The following is a 22,175-nucleotide window of genomic DNA, read 5'->3' on the forward strand; positions in this document are numbered from 1 at the left end:
AACTGACAAATAACACTTATTTAAATCTTTTATATATATCGGTAATAAAGATTACCAAATCTAAATTATGATTTTATTTATTAATAATTTATTTAGATTTATATGTTGCTTCCGGTTCTGACTCAGCGCTTTCGCAGTCTGTGGCAGCCAAGAAGAGGTTTAGCGATCGCAGAAGCTTCTGTTATCGGTGTTGTTGCTGCACTGTCGGCGGTGTTTCTTAAAGTTGGATCGGGATGGTTGGGCACATGGCGAGTCCATAGTTCCCACATTTTACCAGCATGGTTGGCTTTACCTTTGGTGGGGATGGCTTTTGGATTTCTCGCAGGTTGGCTAGTGCAACGGTTTGCGCCGGAAGCATCAGGTAGCGGTATCCCGCAAGTGAAAGCGACGTTGGCTAATGTGCCGATGACTCTGTCTTGGCGTGTGGCAGCTGTGAAGTTAGTCAGCGCTATTATTGCGTTGGGTTCCGGTATAACTCTAGGGCGACAAGGCCCCACCGTTCAAGTAGGGGCTGGTTTGGCAGCCGGAATGAGTCGTTGGGTTCCTACTTCCCCAGATCATCGGCGACAGATGATTGCGGCAGGTGCGGGTGCGGGTTTGGCAGCTGCGTTTAATGCCCCGATCGCAGGCGTACTTTTTATCGTGGAAGAGTTACTCCAAGATTTATCCGGGATAACTTTAGGAACTGCAATTATCGCCTCGTTTATTGGTGGGGTAATTTCGCGGTTATTAGGTGGTGGTAGTCTTGACCTGAATCTGCCTTTGACTCGATCCTTGAGTCAATTTTCGATCCCAGAAATTCCCTTTTTCTTATTGTTGGGTGTCTTGGCAGGGTTGTTGGCTGCCTTATTTAATCAGGGTCTAGTTTTTAGTATAAAACTTTATCGAAGATTGCACGTCAGTTTACCGTTAAGAGTCGCTTTAGCTGGTTTTATTTCTGGTTGTGTTGTGGCATTACTCCCTACTTCTTTCCGTGATAATACAGGCTTAAGAGAATATTTAATTACGGGTTCAGAAAATCCTTTATTAGCTGCGATCGCTTTTGTTGCTCAGTTCCTTCTCACTTTGGTAGCCTTTGGTTCTGGCGCACCTGGAGGATTATTTGCTCCCAGCCTCATTTTGGGTACTTGTTTAGGACATATTGTGGGTGTGTTTGAATCCCAACTTTTAGGCGGAGGTTCCCCAATGACCTACGCTTTAGCCGGAATGGGGGGATTTTTTAGCGCCGTTTCTAAAGTACCAATCACAGCAATTGTGATTGTGTTCGAGATGACGACAGATTTTAACTTGGTGCTTCCTTTGATGATTGTGTCTGTGACTTCTTATTTAGTTGCAGAGAAGGTAGTGCCTGGTTCGCTTTATGAAAAACTTTTACAGTTAAATGGCATCACTCTAACTTCCAATGCTCCTGTAGAGGGTATACTCACAACGCTAACGGCTAAAGATGTGATGCAACAACGAGTGGAAACTCTTGATGTGGAGATGACGATTGATGAAGCTATGCAAGCATTCTCTCGTTCCCATCACCGGGGTTTTCCCGTAGTAGAAGAAGGCAAGCTAGTAGGAATTGTTACGCAAACAGACTTACTCAAAATCCGCGAGAGTGCTTCGCACACGCTTCGCGATCGCAATTTCCCAAACGAGACGGCGATTCGAGAAATTATGACGCCCAGCCCGATTACAGTCACACCAAAACACAACCTGCGTAATGTGCTGTATTTACTCGATCGCTATCAAATTAGCCGCTTACCAGTGGTGGAGGGACGAAAACTGATTGGGATTATTACCCGCGCAGATATTATCCGCGCCGAAGCAGATCATCTCAATTGTGATAACGCCACAATGGGGCCCCAACCGGAACCATCTTATGTAGTTTACCAAACACGGGCACCCAACATCGGCAGAGGTAGATTGCTGGTGACAGTGGCTAATCCTGAGACAGCCGGGACTTTATTACAAATGGCCGCAGCCATTGCGCGCGATCGCCACTATGAAATTGAGTGTGTCCAAGTTATTTTAGTATCGCGCCACAGTTCCCCCACCGAAACCCAAGTCAGGACAGCAAAAAGTCGGCGTTTATTACGACAAGCAGAAGTTTTAGCGAAAAAGTGGGACATTCCTTTGCATACACAGATTCGTGTAGCTCACGATGTCGCTCAGGCCATTTTAGAGACAGTTAACGAACGACACATCGACATAATTTTAATGGGCTGGAAAGGTAACACTTCCACCCCAGGCCGGATTTTTGGCACAGTTGTCGATACCATCATTCGCCAAGCCACCTGCGATGTAGTGTTGGTGAAATTGGGTAATTGTCAAGAGTCAAAAGTCAAGAATCAAGAGTCAAAACTTAGCAATCAATATACTTTTAATCGCTGGTTAGTACCGATGGCGGGCGGCCCGAATGCAAGGATGGCGATTAAATTACTTCCGGCTTTGGTGACATTGGGACAAGATCCGCAAATCCGCCTGACACGAGTGTTTAAACCATCTGAGTTAGCACCAGATATGACAGTTTTAGAACAAGCCATTCGTCAACTCATCCGCCGTCGCAAATTGTCCAGTACTGTATTTGCGTCTCCAGTTAAAGCTGATTCAGTACCCCAAGGCGTAATTAACCTTGTGAAAACCGAAGGTTACGATGTCGTGGTTTTAGGGGCTTCGCGGGAGGGGTTATTGCAGCAGGCAATTCAAGGTAACATTCCGGAAGCGATCGCCTCTGGTGTAGAAAGTACAGTAATTCTAGTTAGGGGTGCGATTAGCAGTAATTAAAAAAACAAAGCCTGCAAAGGCAGGCTGCAACTTAAACTTCTTGGTATTTATGGGAAATTGCAGGATGTCTTAGTGTTAAAAGTTAGAACGTGAAGAGGAGCCTACTACATCACGGTTACTATAAGCGGTATCATCGTTTCTGCGGCTCTTGCGCCCAAATAGACCAAACAAACCTAGTAAACCAAGCAAGCCCCAATCGCCATCGGCGTAATTACCATCAGTTACAGGGCGGTCTGTAGTAGTACCTGTAGTTGTGGTAGTACCATCAGAATTGGTAGTTGTTTGGGCAGAAGCAGGTAAAACTGTAGGCACAATAGCTAAACTTAGTGCTAGAACAGTACTCCCCAAAACTTTGCTCAAATTAGAGTGTTTCATAATTAAGCTCTCACTTGAATTTCTGTAAGCAATAGTTACAGCTTATTAACTTATCAAGCAGCTAGAATCATTCATTGGCTGGAGATGCTTATCCACTTGAAGTCGCATTTTTTATCGTCCTTTGGGTAAGGTAGTCTTATATAGCAAGCGTTTCACTCAAATTTCCCGAATCCAGAGAGCCAATCCTCCCCCACGACCGCGTGCTGCAATAAAATCTTTTGTCACCACAAAGAAAGCAAAGAACGGTAATTTAGCTATAGGCTGGTTGTAGAAATCCCCGTTTTGCACCTTACCAGAGCGAATCTGTCCTTTGTAAATAACACGATTAAACAGACTGACTTGCATTTGGGTAAAGTCAAATGCCAATAAATTTTTCTTACCTAAATATTTTGTTGGCCCTGTCAGTTTCACTAATACCACGCCGACTTGCACCTGATTTGCAATTTCGTCTCTACCCAAATCCTGTTCTGAACTAGCAAAGGAAATTTGCGCTGCTGCAAATTTGGGCATATACAAACCCTTACCTAAGACAATTCCCCCGCGCTTTCTTACCTTACGAGTACCAGTTGCAAAGCAAAGCCGCCATTTGCCAACAAGAGACTCAAAGTTATAAGCTAATCGTTCCTGTTTTGCAGCTTTTTCCGCCGCTAGCAATGCATCCACTACCAAAGCAGCATTAGGAAGCTTACCCCCCTCGCCTCGATAAGCAGCCGCAGCTTGAGATAATACCTGTAAAAAATCAACTGTAGCGGTAGATGTTAGATCGGTTGTCATGATTGCTCTTTGTCTTCCATTCTGCATTTATTTTCCAATGGAAAGAGCGATCGCCTATAAATATTCACCGTTTATACTCAACAACAAGCAACGCAAGACTTGGCACTAAAATCGCGCCTTTTTGATTACGCATCACGCTCAACGATAAGCGACTTGGAGACTTCTGGCTAAAATTACCAAAGATGCGATCGCCATTAACGCACCCCAAAACCAATAAGGTAAAAACAGATACTTTTCCATTTGTGCCGTATCGGAAATTCCCAACGGCCCAGCAGTATAGCTAAATAAATAATTGAGTTGGTGGTATGTACTTATACAAGCTTGGACGCCGAGAAATTGAATGCTAAAGCCCTGCACCCAACGCGGCGCTTTCAAGCTAATACCCAAAATAATTAAACCCAGTATGGGAATTGCCACAATTCCAAATAAGGAACGTACCCACACTAATGTAGAAAGCAGCAAAAATCCCCCTAATATTTTCAAACTTAAGGAAGCTGCTTTAAAACTGCGGGAAGCTAAAATCAAAGCTGCACCGGCAATTGGTGGCCCCATTGGCCCTGCGGCTGCAACTAACGCCGGGCCGATTGGCCCCAATGATGAAGCGATACGATAAGTTGCGACACCGGAACCATTGCCAAAAATCTGTAATCTGTGAAACTGTCCTCCCAACATTAGCGCCATCAAGCCGTGACCCATTTCGTGAAACCAAGTAGCAAGGATAGTAAAGGGGTATAAAATATAATCGCCTGCTGGGACTTGCCACAACACAACAGTTGCGATCGCGGCGGCAATCAACCAAGTTAGCCCCATTCTTTCTACTTCTGGCGGTGCTTCTTGGGGAAGCAAGTTTTCAAAATTCTTTCCTGGTTCCCTCATTGGTCACGTTCCTTAGAGTAATTACCTCAATGGCTGGAGTGTATTTTCTTCCATCCTAATCTACTTATTTAGTTTTCATCGAGGAGCAAAACTCTTGTAGTCAGGACTAGATGCCTGACTACAAAATTAGTTTAAGCGAGTTGGAAGAGGAATGTTACCATATCTCCCTTGCCCAAACTGATGCGATCGCCTGGACGAAGGCGGTGTCTGTTACCAGGTAATAGCGGCAAGTTGTTGATGTAGGTGCCATTGGAACTACCAACATCTTCTATATAATGAGCATCTCCCTCAACGCGAATATCTGCATGAATCCGCGAGACAATTTCCGAATTGGGAAATCCGGAAACATCCACATCTGGGGGAATGCGGTCATTAGGCTTGCCGATGTGAATTACAGACAGCGTTTGAGGTAATTCTATATCAGTATCGCTTTGAACGTGGAATAGCCGTGCTGTTACTTGCTGTAATTGAGTTCTTGCAGGGCTGACAGCTGGTGGTGGTGTTGGGGCGACTGGTTCGGGTTCCGGTGCGGCGACTGGTTCGGGTTCCGGTACTGCGGCAACTGGTTCTGGTTCTGGTATTGCGGCGACTGGTTCCGGTTCTGGGGGTGGAGTAGGAGCGCCTTGTCCAGAAACAACAGGTTGTGCGGGGCTGATTTCAACTACCTGTGGCGGTGCTACTGGCATTGTTGGTTCTGGAGGCATAGCCACCGCGGTTGGCGGTAGAGGCGAAGCAGCAACGGGATTAGGAACTGCCAAGGGATCTGGTTGTATCAGTTCTACCAGTGGGTCAGGAGTAACCAAAGGTGGTACTTCTAAAGGAACGTCAGGTGCGACGGTTGCTGCTACCGCTGTTGGAGGTGCTGCGGCACTGGCGCGCAGGTTATAGCCACACTGACCACAGAAAGCGGCATCTGCCTGCACAGTTGCCCCACAACTGGGACAGTTGTTAGTCGCTGGTAATGGCGTATAACATGCTTCACACTGGACAGCGCCATCTGGGTTTGGGTGATTGCAATTAGGGCAGACGATCATGGATTTAAGCCTTTGTTCAAGCTCATCGTAAAATGGGACTGGCAAGCAGAGGAGCGACTCTAGCTTTCGATTCTAACAATTACTCCTGACGAGTTCATACGCATTTCAATTGGACATTTTTTCGTCAAGGCTGTCATTTGTCTTTTGTCCTTTGTAAAAACAAATGACCAATGACAAAGGACGATCCTCATGAGTCAATATCCAAATGTAGGGAACTTAAGTTTGGAGTTCCGAACCCGCCGCCGCATCTAGTAGCCACCAAAGTTCGCCTTGGGGTTGAATCAAGCGCGATGGGTAAGTGAATTCATCGGCTACGGGTGCAAATACTTGAGCTAAAGCTGGTCGTTTATTAGCACCTGCAATGAGAAAAATGACGCTGCGAGCCGAGTTAATGAATGGGTAAGTGAAAGTGATGCGGATGCTGCTATCTTTATTACCCACTGTAATTAAGCGATCGCTTACTTTTAACGCTTCTGTGTGTGGAAACAAAGATGCAGTGTGTGCATCATCACCCATTCCTAGCAAAACTACATCTAGAGTGGGAAATTCTCCAGATGCAATGTTAAAAAAGTTTTGCAGATGCCGTTCGTACTTCACTGCTGCAACTGCGGGGTCAGCTTCCAAAGTTGGGATAGCGTGAATGTTTCCCTCTGGAATATCAACGCGATCTAGCCACGCACGACGCGCCATCAGTTCATTGCTATCAGGATGATCTGGTGGAACATAACGTTCATCCCCCCAGAATACATGAATTTTATCCCAAGGCAGTTTTTGATTAGCGATCGCCTCGTATAACGGCTTAGGTGTACTGCCCCCAGCTAAGGCGATGGTAAACCGCCCTCGCTCTTTAATAGCAGTGTCTATCTTAGTCAGGATCAAGTCTAGCGCCCGCGCAACTAGAGTGGACTGATCCGGTAGAACTTCGACCGTTTTGTTCATGGCTTTCTCATTACTTTGCCTGCTTCCAGCAATACAATACCGAACTTATTACAGTCCCCCGTTTTAACTTTTGAAACTTTTAACATCATTTGGCATTTGTCATTCGTCATTCGTCATTTGTGATTCGTTTTGCCGTTAACTTAATGAGGTTCCGAGCTTGATTAATGAGTATCAAAGACTGATTAATGGGGTTCCGAGCTTGGTTAACGAGTATCAAAGACTGATTAATGGGGTTCCGAGCTTGGTTAACGAGTATCAAAGACTGGTTAATGAGTATCAAAGACTGGTTAATGAGTATCAAAGACTGATTAATGAGTATCAAAGACTGGTTAATGAGTATCAAAGACTGATTAATGGGGTTCCGAGCTTGGTTAACGAGTATCAAAGCCTGGTTAATGAGGTTCCGAGCTTGGTTAACGAGTATCAAAGCCTGGTTAATGAGGTTCTGAGCTTGGTTAACGAGTATCAAAGCCTGGTTAATGAGGTTCCGAGCTTGGTTAACCAGCAGTTGAGCTTAGTTAATGAGTATCAGAGCTTGATTAATACGATTTCACTATTTAGCTAGTTATTTCTGAATCTAGCTGGGCTAATTTGAGTAGCCATTAAATTGGGTTGCATAAAATTCTATGCAAAAATGCCCACAGGAATCTTGTCCGTGGGCGTTAGCAATTATTTATAAATCGTAGTCTCACTGACGATAGACGAACTTAATAACATAGTTAAGATTATGTATAATTATTTGCTTTATTGATAACAGTTAATGTCAACAACACCGCATTGGATATACGGGGTTTTTCCTATATTGTTCGTGGTAGGGATGATTCTCACATTCCGTCATGACTGGAGTCGCCTTGCTCAACTCTATCGCACCTATGAAAAACCACCACCAAATTTCTTGTGGATGGAAAGCGGTTCTGTGGGTTTAATTTACTACAAAGGAACTTTAAATGTAGGTGTAAGCCGTCAAGGACTCTACCTGAGTATCTTTCCTTTGTTTAGCTTTGGGCTTCCGCCGTTGCTGATTCCTTGGAGTGCAATTAGGAAAATTGAACCAGCTAACCAACTGTTTATGGAACGGTTTCGTTTGTATCTCAGTTCGCCAGATATCAAGCTGATTCTGAGGAAAGATGTTTTGGAACCAGCCAAGGAATACCTAGCAGCACAGGGGTTTGAGTGGGTTTAGCAGAATCGAGATAGGAGGGCGATCGCATTTAATATAGTTCACATAGCGATCGCTCCCCTTGTTTGTAGTGCTGACTGCAACTAATTCTGCGTTACTAGAAGGCAAACTTTACACCATACTTTGTGATGGCAATTTCAATGGCTTTTTCGATATCGGCGGGATTGGGTGGAGACAAAAGACTGCGTTCTTCTTCACTCAAAGGCAGATTGATTGGCTGTCCGACTTCTGCAAAAAATAGCTCAGGGCCAGAGGGTGTAATCCAACCAAGGATTTTTGCTGGCGTTGAACCGATGTTCTTAAAAGCGTGGTTCTGATTTTTATGAAAGTGGAGGTACATTCCGGGAGTGGCGATGATAGTTTGGTCGTCAAGCTGGTACTCAACCTTACCCTCAACAATATAGTGCGCTTCATCCGCTTCAGCATGATTGTGGGGTGGTGTAGAGCTTTGCGGTTGCAATACCATTTCCACTAATCCATATTTTCCATCTGTATCTTCCCCAGTATCGAGAAAGGTGTAGAAGTCACCCAGCACCAAATATGTGGAACCTTTACCTGGCTGAACTATTGTGGTTGTCATTATGATTCTCCTGTTTTTTGTTAAACAGTCTGCATCCTTGATAGGCTTACTTTTATTCAACTGATATATTCTTCAGGTAGTTTTGAGACAATTATGCTTAAAGCAAGTTCAATCATGTTGATGGAGAGATTGGCTAATTGCACAATCAAATTACAAAGTATAAGACTTTTGAGCCTGAGTTAGCTATGTATCTATAAATTCGATGATTCTTAATCTTGGTTATATGGATGCTTTGAGAAATTCAGGTTCGCCCCTCTAAAATTCGCCCCTATATTCTTCGTCATTTTAAGATTAGCCTTTACAAGATTAGCCCCTAGAAAATTCGCCTTTTCAAGATTCGCCTTTTCAAGATTAGCCCCTTCAAGATATGCCCCTTCAAGATTAGCCTCTTTAAGGTGCCCACCTTCAAGATTTGATCTTTCAAAGTTCGCCCCTTCAAGATACGCTCCTTTAAGATATGCCCCTTTAAGATACGATCCTTTAAGAGTCGCTCCTTTAAGATTCGCCCCTTCAATATTTGCTTTTTCCAGACTCACTTTTTCAAGATTCGCCTCTTCAAGATTCGCCCCTTTGAGATTTGCCCTTTCAAGATTCGCCTCTTCAAGATTCGCCTCTTTGAGATTTGCCCCTTCAAGATTTGCCCCTTCAAGAATGGCTCCTTCAAGATTTGCCCCTTCAAGAGTCGCTCCTTTAAGAGTCGCTCCTTTAAGATTTGCTTTTTTAAGATTCGCTCTATAAAAGTCTTTGAAGACTAAAATACAATTTTGCAAATCTAAAAAACTTAGATGATTCACACAAAACACATTATCAATTCTTTGCCCTTGCAGTCTAGAAATAAAATTTCCAAAAGCTTCAGGAGAATGCCACTTAATCTGAAAAGTTTTTTCTGTCACCCTAGCGCAAACATTTAACACGACCAATAAAGCTTCTTCTGCATTACGCGCTTGTCGGTTTTCTTCCTGAAAATCTGGTCTAGGGTTCAAGCGTTCCATTGGCATTCCATAACGCAGCATAAAACCAATCAAGTGGCATAATGTCTGCTGCCAATTACTCACATCCGATAAATCGTATAACTTTATTTCGTTAATTACAAAGTTGAAAAGGTACTCATCCATAGGAGATGCGCCACAAAGAATTGCCCAGCGTTTTAAAGCCTGTCGTTCATCCCATCCTTCATCTGGGTCGTTTTTTCGAGCTTCTAGCTTTCTATGAATCAGCTGAACTTCGTGGACAATACGTTTAGCTGTCAGATACTCGCCAAAACTTTTATGAGTAAATTCAAAAGTTTTTTCACTTTCTTTAAATCCACTTTGACGAAAATAAAAAGCAGTTAGCAAACGAGTAACACCTAACTTTGCACCTTCTTGAAATATATTTAAAAGCTGCCTTAAACCACTGTTATCACAATGAATCTCTACTTCTTTAACTGTTGTAGTTCTACCATCACCATGCCAGGAAGCAAGAGCGATTTCTTCTAAGATGCGGACAAAATCTTTTTCCTCAATTCCCTGGAGTGAAGGATGGGGATAAAGCTCCCAAACTCGTTGATAAACAGCTTTGAGTAAATCTTTATAAATAATATTTAAATTGCTATCTTGCGCAAATTTAATTTCACCACGAACAAAACTTAAAGCTACTAAGTAATTTAGCAAAGGTTGAGAAGTAATTTCTGTTAAATGTCCTTGATCTAACTCTAGTGGTAAACCATTATATTCATAACCCTTAGCTTTACTATATTTTTGCCACCAAAGCTGTCTTTTATCCTCAGCTAACAATGTCTCAGTATCAATATAATTTTTTCTTTCCTCTTCAACCATAAAATAAGGCAGAATGTGCAAAATTTGCCGTGGTTGGCGAAACTCACTGCTATTTGCTTGCACTACTAATTCACGACCGCTGATTAAAACTTGTAAGCGAGTTTCCCGCGAATTAAACCTATCTACTTTTCTGTGGACTTCGCGCACAAATTGTTGGGCAACTTCTGCTGCTATTTTCCCTTGCATTGCAAGTTCATCTAATCCATCAAAAATAATTAATAGGCGTTGTTCAGCATTTTCGGCTAGCAGAGGATTAAGAGCGATTATTCCGTAAATATCTGAGTTGATAAAGTCTCCTATAGAATCAACTAAATCATCTGAAGGATTAAATTGATGCAAAGGAATAAATAAAACTTTAATAGTTCCTTTTTTTGCTATCTGTGCCGCAAAAATTTTTGCAAAAGAAGATTTTCCACTTCCAGGCCCACCACTGACAATGCGGATAGCATCATTACTGTCGGCTTTATTTAACCAAGTATGTAATTCGTTCTCTAAGTTAACGACAATCCGCTGATATTGTTTATCTTCTGTGAGCCTACGCTCAAAATCTTCTTCTTTTTTACTCGCTATTTTTTCTTTATAGTAAGCACAGGCAGAAACATAAACCTGTTTTAAACCAAAGGCTTCTAAAAACATTGGTTCTTCAACTTGTTTTTGCAGCCAAGCACTATAACGTTGCCATGCTTGTTCTCGTTGATTTGCTTTAGTAAAGGGTGTATTTAGTTCATCTTTTAAACAAGCATACTTATCTGAATTTTTTGCCCACTCTTCATGCAGTGCAAATACAAAATAAGTGGGTAAACGATGACTAACTGTTTCTGCTTGTGCAGGAGTAACGCCAAAGCCTACTAACCATTGGGCAAAAGGAACTTTAATCGCCTCCACAACTGGTAAATTTTTGGGATGTTTAAAAAATTCCTGGTCGATTTGCAGTTCCATGTTTTCCACGGAAAGGTCAAGGCGATAATTACCGATGACTCCAAGTTCTTCCATGTTTGGTGTCTCGGTTAATAACTCTTCATTACCCTCCACTAAACTCACCATTGCCTGAATCAATGCACGGTAAATTAGTACATAGGCAACTTCTGCGGGTGTTTCTGCTAAACCCAGTGCTGTAGAAGCATCTACAATATCTGTGGCGACGCTATCCCATTTATATAAAGCAGCATTGATCGCCGCTTTGCCTAGTGATTTGAAGAGTTCTTTAAAATCGGCATTGATAGATTTATATTTATTCCAAACAGCAACAGGCTTACTGACTGACAGTCCAGATTCGTTGCTCATAAGTTTTTTAATGGTGATGCGCCTAGCAATAATTAGCTAATCTATCGAAGCAAGAGTTTATACTCAGATTTCTAAAAGCTGGTGTAAATTCAAGCTTAATTTGTAGTGTGCCTTATTACTGAGTTTACAGTATTAATAAATGTGGTGCGTTACGGCTACTGTTTACTTTCTCATACGCTTAAACCCTTACATAGCCGTAAAATAGCTTACCCAATATCTACATTTTAGGCTTTAAGGTGCAACTTCGAGGATAAAAGGCGCAACTTTGAGCATAAAAGGTGCAATTTCGAGGATAAAAGGCTCAAGTTTCAGCCTCAACGGCTCAAGTGTCAAGCTCAAAGGCTCAAGTTTCAGCCTCAAAGGTTCAAGTGTCAGCTTCAAAGGCTCAAGTTTCAGCCTTAGAGGCTCAAAAATGGCTTGATGAAGGGAATTTGCGGCTACACAAGCAAAACCCGCCTTGTCTGGGTTGCAAAAAGTAAAACACGGAGGAGGGCACAGCATTGCTGTGCCCCTACGAAAAATCTATAATTTATCGGGATTTTGATGAATTTGTTATACCTGGCGATCGCACTATCCTAATTTTATTAGTGATGCGCGATCGCTACCGCTATAACGCACCCGATGTTCAGGTCTTATTTAGCAGACTCATTGTTGAGCCTCACGAGCTTTTTGGAATCTTTCAAGTATTTGATTAACTACAGTTTCACCATCTAATCCTTCACCACGTTCAATTTCGGCAATTGCAGTATCAACTTTTTGCCGAGTATCTTCTATCCATTGAACATAATCAGAATTTAATTTTTCTAGTAGTTGAAATGCTATATCAATCACTTCATCCGCATTTGTAAACCTACCAGTAGCAATTTGGGCTTGGATAAATTGCTCATGTTCGGGTTTGAGTTTAATGTTCATGATTTATCCCTAATACTGCAAAATCAGCTTTACCCAAATGGTACTAAGTTTAGAAAAGGTTTAAAGGCTTAGGGATGTGGATGTAAGAGAATCTAAGAATCTCAAGATATCCTTTCCTACATCCTCCAACTTATGCGATGTCAAACTCTATTAACTAGGTATGACTGCAATACAATCAATTTCTACCAAAACATCCTTTGGTAAGCGCGATACCTCCACACAAGCACGTGCTGGCGCTGTATCTTCGGGAAAATATTTGGCGTAAATCGCATTCACCGCCGCGAAATCATTCATATCAGCAAGAAATACAGTAGTTTTCACCACATCTTTAAAACTTGCGCCTGCTGCTGTCAAAATAGCTTCTAGATTAGCTATGACCTGCTCAGTTTGCTTTTTCACATCATCAGTGTAGACAACTTGACCAATGCGGGGATCGATCGCAATTTGTCCAGCGACAAACACCATTTGACCAGAAGCCGCGATCGCTTGATTATATGGCCCCACTGGTTCCGGTGCATTATCAGTACGAATAACTTGACGAGTCATAGATATTACTTTTTCCCCCGATGCATTCTGCTTACCGACTTCCACCTCAGTGGCGATCGGCTTGTAAACTTCTCCATCAGGCATTATCGCACCAGTTAGGTCAGTATCTTTAAAGCTGGCTCCATATATATTCGCTTCCAACAATTCTGCTTTCTTCAGATTTGCGCCATCCAAGTTTGCACTTATTAAACTAGCCCCTTTAATACTAACCAATTCTAAATTTGCATTTTCTAAACAGGCTTTTGTCAGGTTTGCATCTTCGATATTTGCGCCTATCAGATACGCATCCAGCAAATTCGCGCCTGACAAATTTGATTTAGACAGATTGCTTAACGGAAGTTCAGCCTCTTGAAGATTTGCTTTTTCAAATTTCGCCTCAGTTAGGTTAGCGCGATTGAAGTTGGCTCCAATCAAGACAGCCTCAGTAAAATTTGCCCCTAATAGGCTAGCTCTACTTAAGTCTGTCCTAATTAAAGAAGCGCCCTTGAGATTTGCATTAGTTAGGCTTGCACCACTCAAGTTTGCTTGATCTAAGATGGCATTAGTTAATTTTGTCTTGTTGAAAGTTGTGCCATTCAAGTTGGCTTGAGCTAAGTTGGCATTAGTCAAGTTTGCATTATCGATACTTGCGCCACTCAATTTTGTCCCGCTTAAATTAGCCCCAATCAAATCAGAACCATTTAGAACTATACCGATTAAATCTACTTCTTGGAGGTCTACTCCGGTAAGCTGTTCGTTAGAAAAATTTCGTTTCCCTTCGGCATATTTCTGTAAAAGTTCCTCAGCATCCATAATGCACCTTTAAATACACCTGACACAGTATAATCGCGATATTTTTGCAGGGGTATTCTCCTTTTTTCTTCTCTCCGCGCCCTCTGCGCCCTTTGCGGTTCGTTCCCCTAACCCAACCTCGGACGCAACCCATAATGCCGATACTGCCAATAATCCCGCAGAATGCGATCGTGGTCAAAACACAAATTCCCCGGCACGTGCCAAGACTCAAAAATGCCGATATTCTTAGCATCATCACCCGCTTTTGGCTCCCCCTTCGCGATCGCCAAAAACACAATACTAATAGTATGCTGACGCGGATCGCGATTCGGGTCAGAATATACCAAAAATTGTTCCACCAACTCCACCTGCAAACCCGTTTCTTCTTCAGCTTCCCGTTTCGCCGCCACTTCCACAGCTTCCCCATAATCCACAAAACCACCAGGAAGCGCCCAACCTAGAGGCGGATTATGTCTCTCAATTAACACTATAGGTAGATGAGGACGATCCACTAATTCAATAATGATATCTACCGTCGGAGCGGGATTTCTGTAATTCATATGCAGTATTAAGTATTAAGTAGTAATTATGAGGTTTTTTAGGGATTTGTTACATTCTGTACTTCTCTCACTATAGGCAGCTTCTAAACCAGTCCCTACCGTGATAAATTCGATGCGATCGCCTAGCGAGTCCATGAGACATCGCTTCCTCCTATATCATCAGATTAAATATGCCTTTTCCTAGATCCAGCGGCATTTTGCTGCATCCTACTTCCTTTCCCAGTCGATTTGGAATTGGGGATTTAGGCTTAGAAGCCTATAGCTTTATTGATTTTCTCAAAGATAGCTACCAGCAATACTGGCAAGTATTACCTTTGGGGCCAACTGGGTATGGTAATTCTCCTTATGCTTGTTATTCTGCAATGGCAGGAAACCCGCTACTTATTAGCCCAGAACAGCTAAAAGAGCAGGGTTTACTCACAGAAGATGACTTTGCTAACTTACCAGGATTTGACTCCTCTAAGGTAGATTACGAGCAAGTTAAACCATTTAAAATTGAACTGCTCAAAAAAGCCTGCGAGAACTTTAAAACTAAAGCCACACCTTTACAACAAAAGGAATTCGCTGGTTTTTGTCATAGCAAAGCCTATTGGCTAGATGACTATGCCTTATTTATGGCGCTGAAAGATACCCACGAAGGGTCAAGTTGGCATACTTGGGAGCCAGACCTTGTCAAGCGCGAACCTCAAGCCATAGATCGGGCACAGCGAGAGCTAACTGCTGAGATATTCTTCCACAAATTTATCCAATTTGAATTTTTCCGCCAGTGGTCTGAACTCAAAACCTACGCCAATATGAGTGGAATTAGAATTATTGGCGACATCCCCATTTATGTAGCTCATGATAGCTCTGATGTTTGGGCTAACCCCCACATCTTTTGTTTAGACGAAGAGACAGGGGAACCAGCATTGATGGCAGGAGTTCCACCAGATTACTTTAGCGCCACTGGTCAACTGTGGGGCAATCCCGTATACAACTGGGAGGAATTAGAAAAACAAGATTTTAAGTGGTGGTTAGGACGCTTTCAAGCAATGCTGGATTATGTAGATGTAATTCGCATTGACCACTTCCGAGGTTTTGAAGCTTACTGGGCTGTGGAAAAAGGAGAAGAAACAGCCGTCAATGGAGAGTGGTTAAAAGCGCCTGGGGAAGAGTTATTTGAAACGATCAAACAAAAGCTCGGCACTCTACCTGTATTAGCAGAAGATTTGGGAGTCATTACCCCAGAAGTCGAAGCACTGCGCGACAATTTTGAATTTCCGGGAATGAAAGTCTTGCAGTTTGCCTTTGGCTCCGATCCTGCTAATCCCTTTTTACCCTTTAACTACCCGCGAAATGCTGTAGTTTACACAGGTACTCATGATAATGACACAACTTTAGGCTGGTACAACCAAGCTAGTGATTGGGAAAAGCAAAACTTGTTACTTTATTTAGGTTGTGTCAGTCCCGAAGGTATTCATTGGGATTTAATTCGACTAGCTTTGAGTTCTATCGCCAACCAAGCGATTATTCCTTTGCAGGATGTTTTGGGTTTGGGAACAGAAGCGCGGATGAATTTCCCTAGTGTTGCTGAGGGTAATTGGGAGTGGCGCTATCAACCAGAAGCTTTGACTGAAGATTTAGGTCAGAGGCTAAAAATTCTCACCACACTCTATGGACGCGCACCCAGACAGTCCTGAGTTGAGAGTACTGAGTCCTGAGTAATGAGCAATGAGTGTTTTTCTCAGAAAAACTTCAGTTTTAGAGAATCTGAAATTTTGTCTTTTAAATTCTCTAACTTTAGTTGTTCTGTAACTTAGCACTCACAACTCAGGACTCAGGACTCAGCACTTTTCAAAACTTAGGTTTGGCAGCAATTTGGATTTCCTCTACCTTTCCTGGCTCTCCCATTTCCTTAGGTTGCTGCTGATTCACACTCATCAGCACACCACCAGCATTATTAGTCTTCACAGTTAGTTGCTCTTGAGCTTTCCAAGTGCGGTGAGTTCCCTCTGGGAGAGTACCCTCAAACGCTGTTTTGCCATCAGCAACAACACGAATCCAAGATGAAGCCTTTAAAGTAACACCGATCTGTACTGGCTGACCATCTTTGGTAGTCAGGAGAGTATTGCTATAAGGGTTAACCTCTGGTGCTTGTTTTGATTGTGTCTGTTGGGGTTGCGCCAAGGATTCTTTTTCTGGGTTGGGTCGGGTGGGGGTAGTACTTGCTTGTAAAGCAGAATTATTCAGCAGTTGAGATAAGCCGCTGACAGAGCAGATAATCACAACTATATAAAGCAAGTAAAGATGCAGAGGACGCAATTGGCTGATGGGTTTAGCACTCAAAGCTGGCTTGGGGTTCGCCTGTTGATAAACAATCGGAAAATTGCTAGCAAATTCCACTCCATTAAAGCCCAATGCATCGGCAAATTGCCTAATTAAGCCCTGAATATATATTGGTTCTGGTAGATCTTCTAAGTTCCCTTCTTCAATGGCTTGCAACAGCCGTTTCGGAATTCTCGTTAATAAAACCACTTCCTCCAGAGATAAACCCTGTTCTTGACGCGAAGCCCAAAGTTGACCGCCTATTTCTGCCAACTTTTCCGCCCGCTGTTGTTCTACAGAGAGAGTTGGTGGTTGATTATCTTTTCTGCTTAACCATTTCATGCGTAGTTACACTCCTTAACTCAGCTGAATCCTTAATAGGTATGTGCTTGATTTGCTGTTGCAAAAAGCGCATTTCATCATCTTTCAGGGAACGATAGTTACCCTCTTTTAAGTAGGGTCGTTTGGGAATTTGTAATTGAATCGATCCAATAGCTATCCTATGCAGCTTGATTACCGGGTAGCCTAGTTGTTCGGCTATACGGCGAATCTGACGATTGCGTCCCTCCTGTAAAACAATCTCTAAATAGCTTTGTGTAGCTAAACTTTCTATGAGGCGTACTTGGGCTGGTCTTGTTTTTCTACCGTCTAACACTACACCCTGACGCCACATTTGTAACATATCTTCTGGAGGTTTTCCCTTAACTAATACACGATAAGTTTTAGGAACGCTGTGACTTGGGTGTGTGAGAGCAAATGTTAGTTCGCCATCGTTAGTAAGTAATAATGCTCCAGTGGAATCTGTATCTAAACGTCCAACTGGATGAATACCCGTACCTTCTCGTAATTCTTTTGGTAATAAATCTAGAACTGTAGTTCTTCCCTGAGGGTCGTAGCAGGTAGAAACTACCCCAGCAGGTTTGTTTAGTAACAAATATATAGGAGCCGGACGATGTTTTGTAACTACAAGTTTGCCGTCAACTGTAATTTTATCCTTTTGGGGGTCAACTTTTTGACCTAAATGAGCCAATACTCCGTTAATCCGCACACGCGATCGCCTAATCATTTCTTCGGCTTCACGACGTGAGGCAATACCCCATTGGGCGAGAACTTTTTGTAACCGTGCCTCCATGTGGAAATTGCTTATTCTCTAGCTAGGATTTAAATAATAATATTTGCTTTTTGTCGTTAATAGCCGTAAATGTTACATTTAAGGACTGATTAACTTCAGCCAATCATTGAGTTTCTACCCATAAACACAAAAATTAAATGCCTGAGCAAAATTCCGATTCTAAACGTACCTCTAAAATACGCATAATTACGAATCTGCTCACAAAAGCACTCAAGCTATGGTTGAGAGCGCAAGTCAGTCAAGTATCGCAAATAGAAGTGGAAATTAGCGCGAGCGATCGCCAACTTCTCTCTGGGAAGGTTCCCTGGGTAAAGATTTTTGCTAGTCATGCCGTTTATCAAGGCCTCCGTATTGGACAAATTCAACTAGTGGCAGAAAATATTCAGGTCAACATTGGCTCGATCGTTAAAGGTCAACCCCTAAGACTGTTAGAAACAGTACCAGTGGTTGGTGAATTGCTCGTCGAAGAGAAGGATCTGAATGATTCCCTCTCATCTGAGCTATTAACAGCGGCTTTAAATGATGTACTGGTTAAACTTTTACCAGAACAATGCGCAAAAACCAAGTCTATTTCTTGGCAAAAAATTATTCTGGAGAATAATCAAATTATACTGAGTGGCATTCTAGCATCTGAAGGCAAACCTACGCCTGTGGAGATTTGCACAGGTTTAAGTTTGATCGGCGGGTGCGAGTTGCAACTAGCACCGCTGCAAATAAAATACGACACGGGAACTTTAGCACAGAGTAATCAAGAGTACAATTTCAATCTCGGATCGGAAGTCGATATCCAAGAACTCACCTTGATCCCCGGCCAGCTATTGTGTCGCGGAAGGATTAACGTCAACCCCTAATGATTAGAAATCAAAAACTAAAAATGCTTATTATTTATAATAATTTATATTTTGCAGGGTGGATGGTAATTGGGTATTGGTCAAGAGTCTAGATTCCAAAGTCAAATTTCAAGCATTTTCTATCCCTCTACTCCCTGCTCCCTGCTCCTCTGCCTCATTCTCCTCATCTCCCTTCGCTAATCAGCGGCAATAACAAAGTCACGAAATAGTAAACTAAGGGAGCCGTAAAAATATAACTATCTGTACGATCTAAGATGCCACCATGACCGGGGATCAATTGTCCTGAATCTTTGACACCAGCATCGCGTTTGAGTACAGACTCGATTAAGTCGCCTAAAAGACTAGCAATTCCAATCAGTAAACCCAAAGATAACCCAGTGTAGAGTGGTCTGGGCCAATGAAGATAATAAGCCCCTGCTAAACCTACAGCTACACTAGCACTGATGCCAAACACGGCACCTTCAACAGTTTTTTTGGGGCTAATGTCAGACAGACGGGTTTTGCCGAAGAATTTGCCAATAGTGTAAGCACCAATATCTGCTGCCCAAATACAGAGAAATGTCAGTACGGTCGCTCTTAAACCTTGTGGGAGGGAGGCAAGGTTTCTAGAATCTAGAATATCTGTCCAAGCGGCAGGCCAGTAACCACCTAAAGGTAGATTACTGGCAGCGATACTACCAAGCGATCGCAACCGCACCCAGTAACTTGGCAAGTAACCGACATAAAAAAGCCCCATAATTGAAGCGGAAATATCAGCGATCGTGGCCATTTTCGGCTGAAACAACAGGTAAAAACAAATAAATGTTCCAGCTATTGGCATCACAGCGTCAGCTAAATTGCCATCTAGGGTACAAATTACCAGTAAGGCTAGGCTGACAAATATCGTAGTTTTAGCAGCGGGAGCTATGCCTCTAGCTCGCACTAAATTAAAATATTCCTCTTGTCCTAAGAAGACAACAATCCCAATCATCACGGTAAAGTACCAACCCCCCAAGAGGGTTGAAACTAGAGCCAGCGCGATCGCAATAATTCCACTAATAATCCGAGACCAAGGCATAGAAATTAAAGTATGAAGTATGAAGTATGAAGTATGTAGACGCAAACTAGCTTGCCAATGGCTAGGATGAAGTTTTAGCTATGAAAGAGAATCTAAAAGTAATTTAGTTGTTAGCCTTTATTTTTCATACTTTAGCCTTTAGCCTTTATCCTTCAGATTTAGTCTAGTTTCTCACCACTGAGGATAAAAATGGGATCTACGGCGGCAAAGGTTTGAGAAAAGCCCCGCATCTCTAAGCGATTGACCGCAGATTGCACAACTTCAATATTGCGAGCTCTTAATTGGGCAAAACTTTGAGAAATAGCATACAGACTTTCTAGATTAGCAGCTGTAGCTACAACTCTACCGGTTGCTGGGAGATAATCCCACACAGCTTGTAAAATTTCTTGGATTGGGCGTCCTCCCTCAATGCAAACGCGATGCGGGCTAACTTTCAGTTCTTGCAAACACTCCGGGGCGCTACCTTCAATCACTTCAACATTTTTTACCTGAAAGCGATCGCAATTGCGGCGGATCAGATTGGCTACTTCTTCATCTCTTTCTACAGCGATAATCTGCCCGCCTGGACACAGCAATCCTACCTCTACAGGAATTGTACCCGTACCTGCGCCGATATCCCACAATACTGAATCTGGTTGCAGTCGTAATTGGGCGATGAGCAATAGCCTAACTTCTCGCTGACTCAGGGGTATTCCGGGCAAATGCTCGAACAATTCATCAGGAATACCTGGGGTAATGTAAGGCCAAATTTCTGAGGGCATAGAACTTAGATATTTATACTAAAGATATCAGCTTGTCTGTATTAATCGGTTGTAGGCTGTAACCAGCTTTAGGCGTAGCGTTATTAGTAATCATCATGACTAGAGAAATATTGGGGAGTCGCTACGAAATTCAGCAGCAATTAGGAAAAAAAGCAGGGCGACGAACGCTATTAGCCCATGATTTGCTAACTCAGGAACTCGTCATCGTCAAGCTACTTATTTTTGGCGGTGACTTTGAATGGGACGATCTCAAGTTATTTGAACGGGAAGCTGAAACTTTAAAATCCTTATCACATCCCTCTATTCCTCGCTATTTAGATTATTTTGAGCTAAATTCGCCTAATCTTAAAGGATTTGCCCTCGTACAAACTTATATCTCAGCACAAACTTTAGATCAATATTTAAAAGCTGGCCATATTTTTACAGAAGCAGAAGTTAAACAGATAGCTAAAGCACTTTTAGAAATTCTCTGTTACTTACATGGGCTACATCCGCCTGTAATTCACCGCGATATTAAGCCTAGCAATATTTTATTGGGCGATCGCTCTGGTAACAGTGTAGGTCAAGTTTACTTGGTAGATTTTGGCTCAGTACAAACTGTTTTGGCAACTGAAGGGGCGACTAGAACTGTAGTAGGAACCTATGGTTATATGCCTCCAGAGCAATTTGGTGGACGCACCGTTCCGGCTTCCGATCTTTATAGTTTAGGTGCGACATTAATTTATTTAATAATGGGTATCCAGCCAGCCGATTTACCCCAAAAGGATTTTCGGATGCAGTTTGAACCAGTGGCTAATCTCAGCCCTAGCTTCACCAATTGGTTGCGGTGGTTAATCGAACCTAACCTAGAACGGCGCGTTAGTTCTGCCCAGGAAGCGCTCAAAGCATTAGATAGACCTGAAATTCCCCATTCCTCACAATTAGTAATTAGCAAACCATCAGGCAGCAAAATTCAACTAACGAAGAATGCGGATGTGTTGGAAATTATCATTCCGCCGAGTGGTTGGCAAGCATCGATGATTTTCTTAGGTACGTTTGCGATCGCCTGGAATTCATTTATTTTATTTTGGACAATAGGCGCGCTTTCTGCACCCTTCCCCATAAATCTGCCCTTTGCCTTGTTCTCTCTGCCTTTTTGGGGTGCTGGCTGCTTTATGATGTATGGTTTTTTATTTAGCATCTGGGGAAGCATTCGACTACGTCTAGATTGGCAGAAAGTAGGCTTAACTCACGAGTTATTCGGATTTAAATTCCATCGTCCCCGTCCATCGCCCAGACAAAATATTACTAAGCTGATCTATATTCCGCAACACTTTACTAAAGACTCTGAGGGTAATATAACTCAAGTTTCAGCCCAATTAGAGCTTTGGGCTGGTGTAGAAAAATATCAAGTTGGTGGCAATCATGGTGTGATTAAATCTGAAGCCGAACTGCAATGGCTAGCTCATGAATTAAGTGATTGGTTGGGGTTGCCTATTACGCGAGAATAGCTATTTAGCTGTGTTCAAATTCTTTATTTTTATTTATAGGTTAAATTCAAAAAAACAACTGCATTCAAACTTGGAATAATCTACTTTATACTGAGTTGCAAGCAAATAGTTATTGTCGCTGAGTTTGATGATTTTATTCTTTAAAAACACAGATAAACAC

At 42.5% G+C, this 22,175-nt stretch carries 21 protein-coding genes; 6 read left to right on the plus strand and 15 right to left on the minus strand.

From position 1 onward, the window contains the following. Window positions 1-102: 102 nt before the first annotated feature. Window positions 103-2,772 carry a chloride channel protein gene (locus AACU33_RS11135; RefSeq protein WP_096588565.1) on the plus strand — a complete coding sequence of 890 codons (2,670 nt, stop codon included), beginning with the start codon at window positions 103-105 and terminating at the stop codon, window positions 2,770-2,772. A 75-nt stretch (window positions 2,773-2,847) separates the two neighbouring features. Here AACU33_RS11135 and AACU33_RS11140 read toward each other — a convergent pair whose 3' ends face one another. From AACU33_RS11140 to pgl, 5 genes are all read right to left on the minus strand, one after another. Beyond that, a complete protein-coding gene (locus AACU33_RS11140; protein WP_096588566.1) occupies window positions 2,848-3,147 on the minus strand; it encodes a WGxxGxxG family protein in 300 nt (99 codons plus the stop codon). A 156-nt stretch (window positions 3,148-3,303) separates the two neighbouring features. Further along, window positions 3,304-3,921, minus strand: coding sequence for a hypothetical protein (locus tag AACU33_RS11145; protein ID WP_096588567.1), 618 nt, complete (start codon window positions 3,919-3,921; stop codon window positions 3,304-3,306). Window positions 3,922-4,059: 138 nt separating this feature from the next. After that, a complete protein-coding gene (locus tag AACU33_RS11150; protein ID WP_096588568.1) occupies window positions 4,060-4,797 on the minus strand; it encodes a M50 family metallopeptidase in 738 nt (245 codons plus the stop codon). Window positions 4,798-4,928: 131 nt separating this feature from the next. Continuing rightward, window positions 4,929-5,831, minus strand: a complete 903-nt coding sequence (locus AACU33_RS11155) for an FHA domain-containing protein (RefSeq protein WP_096588569.1) — start codon at window positions 5,829-5,831, stop codon at window positions 4,929-4,931. A 216-nt stretch (window positions 5,832-6,047) separates the two neighbouring features. After that, the gene (pgl, locus tag AACU33_RS11160; RefSeq protein WP_096588570.1) at window positions 6,048-6,770 is read right to left on the minus strand and encodes a 6-phosphogluconolactonase; all 723 of its coding nucleotides are present in this window, start codon (window positions 6,768-6,770) and stop codon (window positions 6,048-6,050) included. A 157-nt stretch (window positions 6,771-6,927) separates the two neighbouring features. Between pgl and AACU33_RS11165 the strand changes: the two genes are divergently transcribed. Then, the gene (locus tag AACU33_RS11165) at window positions 6,928-7,335 is read left to right on the plus strand and encodes a hypothetical protein (RefSeq protein WP_339375925.1); all 408 of its coding nucleotides are present in this window, start codon (window positions 6,928-6,930) and stop codon (window positions 7,333-7,335) included. Between the two features lie 195 nt (window positions 7,336-7,530). After that, window positions 7,531-7,953 (plus strand): hypothetical protein, encoded by a 423-nt coding sequence (locus AACU33_RS11170; RefSeq protein ID WP_096588572.1) that lies wholly within the window; start codon window positions 7,531-7,533, stop codon window positions 7,951-7,953. 94 nt (window positions 7,954-8,047) lie between these two features. Here the strand turns inward: AACU33_RS11170 and AACU33_RS11175 are convergent, their stop codons facing one another. The 6 genes from AACU33_RS11175 to AACU33_RS11205 all read right to left on the minus strand — a co-directional run bounded on the left by AACU33_RS11175 (window position 8,048) and on the right by AACU33_RS11205 (window position 14,420). Further along, window positions 8,048-8,530 (minus strand): cupin domain-containing protein, encoded by a 483-nt coding sequence (locus tag AACU33_RS11175; RefSeq protein WP_096588573.1) that lies wholly within the window; start codon window positions 8,528-8,530, stop codon window positions 8,048-8,050. Between the two features lie 209 nt (window positions 8,531-8,739). Beyond that, the gene (locus AACU33_RS11180) at window positions 8,740-11,631 is read right to left on the minus strand and encodes a pentapeptide repeat-containing protein (RefSeq protein WP_096588574.1); all 2,892 of its coding nucleotides are present in this window, start codon (window positions 11,629-11,631) and stop codon (window positions 8,740-8,742) included. A gap of 231 nt (window positions 11,632-11,862) precedes the next feature. Next, window positions 11,863-12,132, minus strand: coding sequence for a hypothetical protein (locus AACU33_RS11190; RefSeq protein WP_339375928.1), 270 nt, complete (start codon window positions 12,130-12,132; stop codon window positions 11,863-11,865). 144 nt (window positions 12,133-12,276) lie between these two features. After that, a complete protein-coding gene (locus AACU33_RS11195) occupies window positions 12,277-12,543 on the minus strand; it encodes a ribbon-helix-helix domain-containing protein (RefSeq protein WP_096588575.1) in 267 nt (88 codons plus the stop codon). Window positions 12,544-12,693: 150 nt separating this feature from the next. Then, window positions 12,694-13,881 (minus strand): Rid family detoxifying hydrolase, encoded by a 1,188-nt coding sequence (locus AACU33_RS11200; protein WP_096588576.1) that lies wholly within the window; start codon window positions 13,879-13,881, stop codon window positions 12,694-12,696. Window positions 13,882-13,988: 107 nt separating this feature from the next. After that, entirely contained in the window at window positions 13,989-14,420 is a 432-nt protein-coding gene (locus tag AACU33_RS11205) for an NUDIX domain-containing protein (protein ID WP_096588577.1), read from the minus strand. Window positions 14,421-14,590: 170 nt separating this feature from the next. Here AACU33_RS11205 and malQ point away from each other — a divergent pair, with 170 nt between their 5' ends. Then, window positions 14,591-16,099 (plus strand): 4-alpha-glucanotransferase, encoded by a 1,509-nt coding sequence (gene malQ, locus AACU33_RS11210; RefSeq protein WP_096588578.1) that lies wholly within the window; start codon window positions 14,591-14,593, stop codon window positions 16,097-16,099. Between the two features lie 154 nt (window positions 16,100-16,253). On the opposite strand, the gene AACU33_RS11215 is transcribed toward malQ, so the two are convergent. Then, window positions 16,254-17,066, minus strand: coding sequence for a helix-turn-helix domain-containing protein (locus tag AACU33_RS11215; protein ID WP_096588579.1), 813 nt, complete (start codon window positions 17,064-17,066; stop codon window positions 16,254-16,256). Continuing rightward, a complete protein-coding gene (locus AACU33_RS11220; protein WP_096588580.1) occupies window positions 17,041-17,856 on the minus strand; it encodes a pseudouridine synthase in 816 nt (271 codons plus the stop codon). The genes AACU33_RS11215 and AACU33_RS11220 overlap by 26 nt, the downstream gene beginning before the upstream one ends. Window positions 17,857-17,993: 137 nt before the next feature. Here AACU33_RS11220 and AACU33_RS11225 point away from each other — a divergent pair, with 137 nt between their 5' ends. Next, window positions 17,994-18,707 (plus strand): LmeA family phospholipid-binding protein, encoded by a 714-nt coding sequence (locus AACU33_RS11225; RefSeq protein ID WP_096588581.1) that lies wholly within the window; start codon window positions 17,994-17,996, stop codon window positions 18,705-18,707. A gap of 163 nt (window positions 18,708-18,870) precedes the next feature. Here the strand turns inward: AACU33_RS11225 and AACU33_RS11230 are convergent, their stop codons facing one another. Together AACU33_RS11230 and cbiT are read right to left on the minus strand one after the other, a co-directional pair. Then, on the minus strand, window positions 18,871-19,764 hold the full coding sequence (locus tag AACU33_RS11230; RefSeq protein WP_096588582.1) for a phosphatidate cytidylyltransferase: 894 nt from the start codon (window positions 19,762-19,764) through the stop codon (window positions 18,871-18,873). Between the two features lie 158 nt (window positions 19,765-19,922). Then, on the minus strand, window positions 19,923-20,525 hold the full coding sequence (cbiT, locus tag AACU33_RS11235) for a precorrin-6Y C5,15-methyltransferase subunit CbiT (RefSeq protein ID WP_096588583.1): 603 nt from the start codon (window positions 20,523-20,525) through the stop codon (window positions 19,923-19,925). A 95-nt stretch (window positions 20,526-20,620) separates the two neighbouring features. On the opposite strand from cbiT, the gene AACU33_RS11240 reads away from it, so the two are divergent. Further along, window positions 20,621-22,015, plus strand: coding sequence for a serine/threonine protein kinase (locus tag AACU33_RS11240; protein ID WP_096588584.1), 1,395 nt, complete (start codon window positions 20,621-20,623; stop codon window positions 22,013-22,015). Window positions 22,016-22,175: the final 160 nt, after the last annotated feature.

This window comes from Calothrix sp. NIES-2098 (genome assembly GCF_963875125.1).
GTDB lineage: Bacteria > Cyanobacteriota > Cyanobacteriia > Cyanobacteriales > Nostocaceae > Aulosira.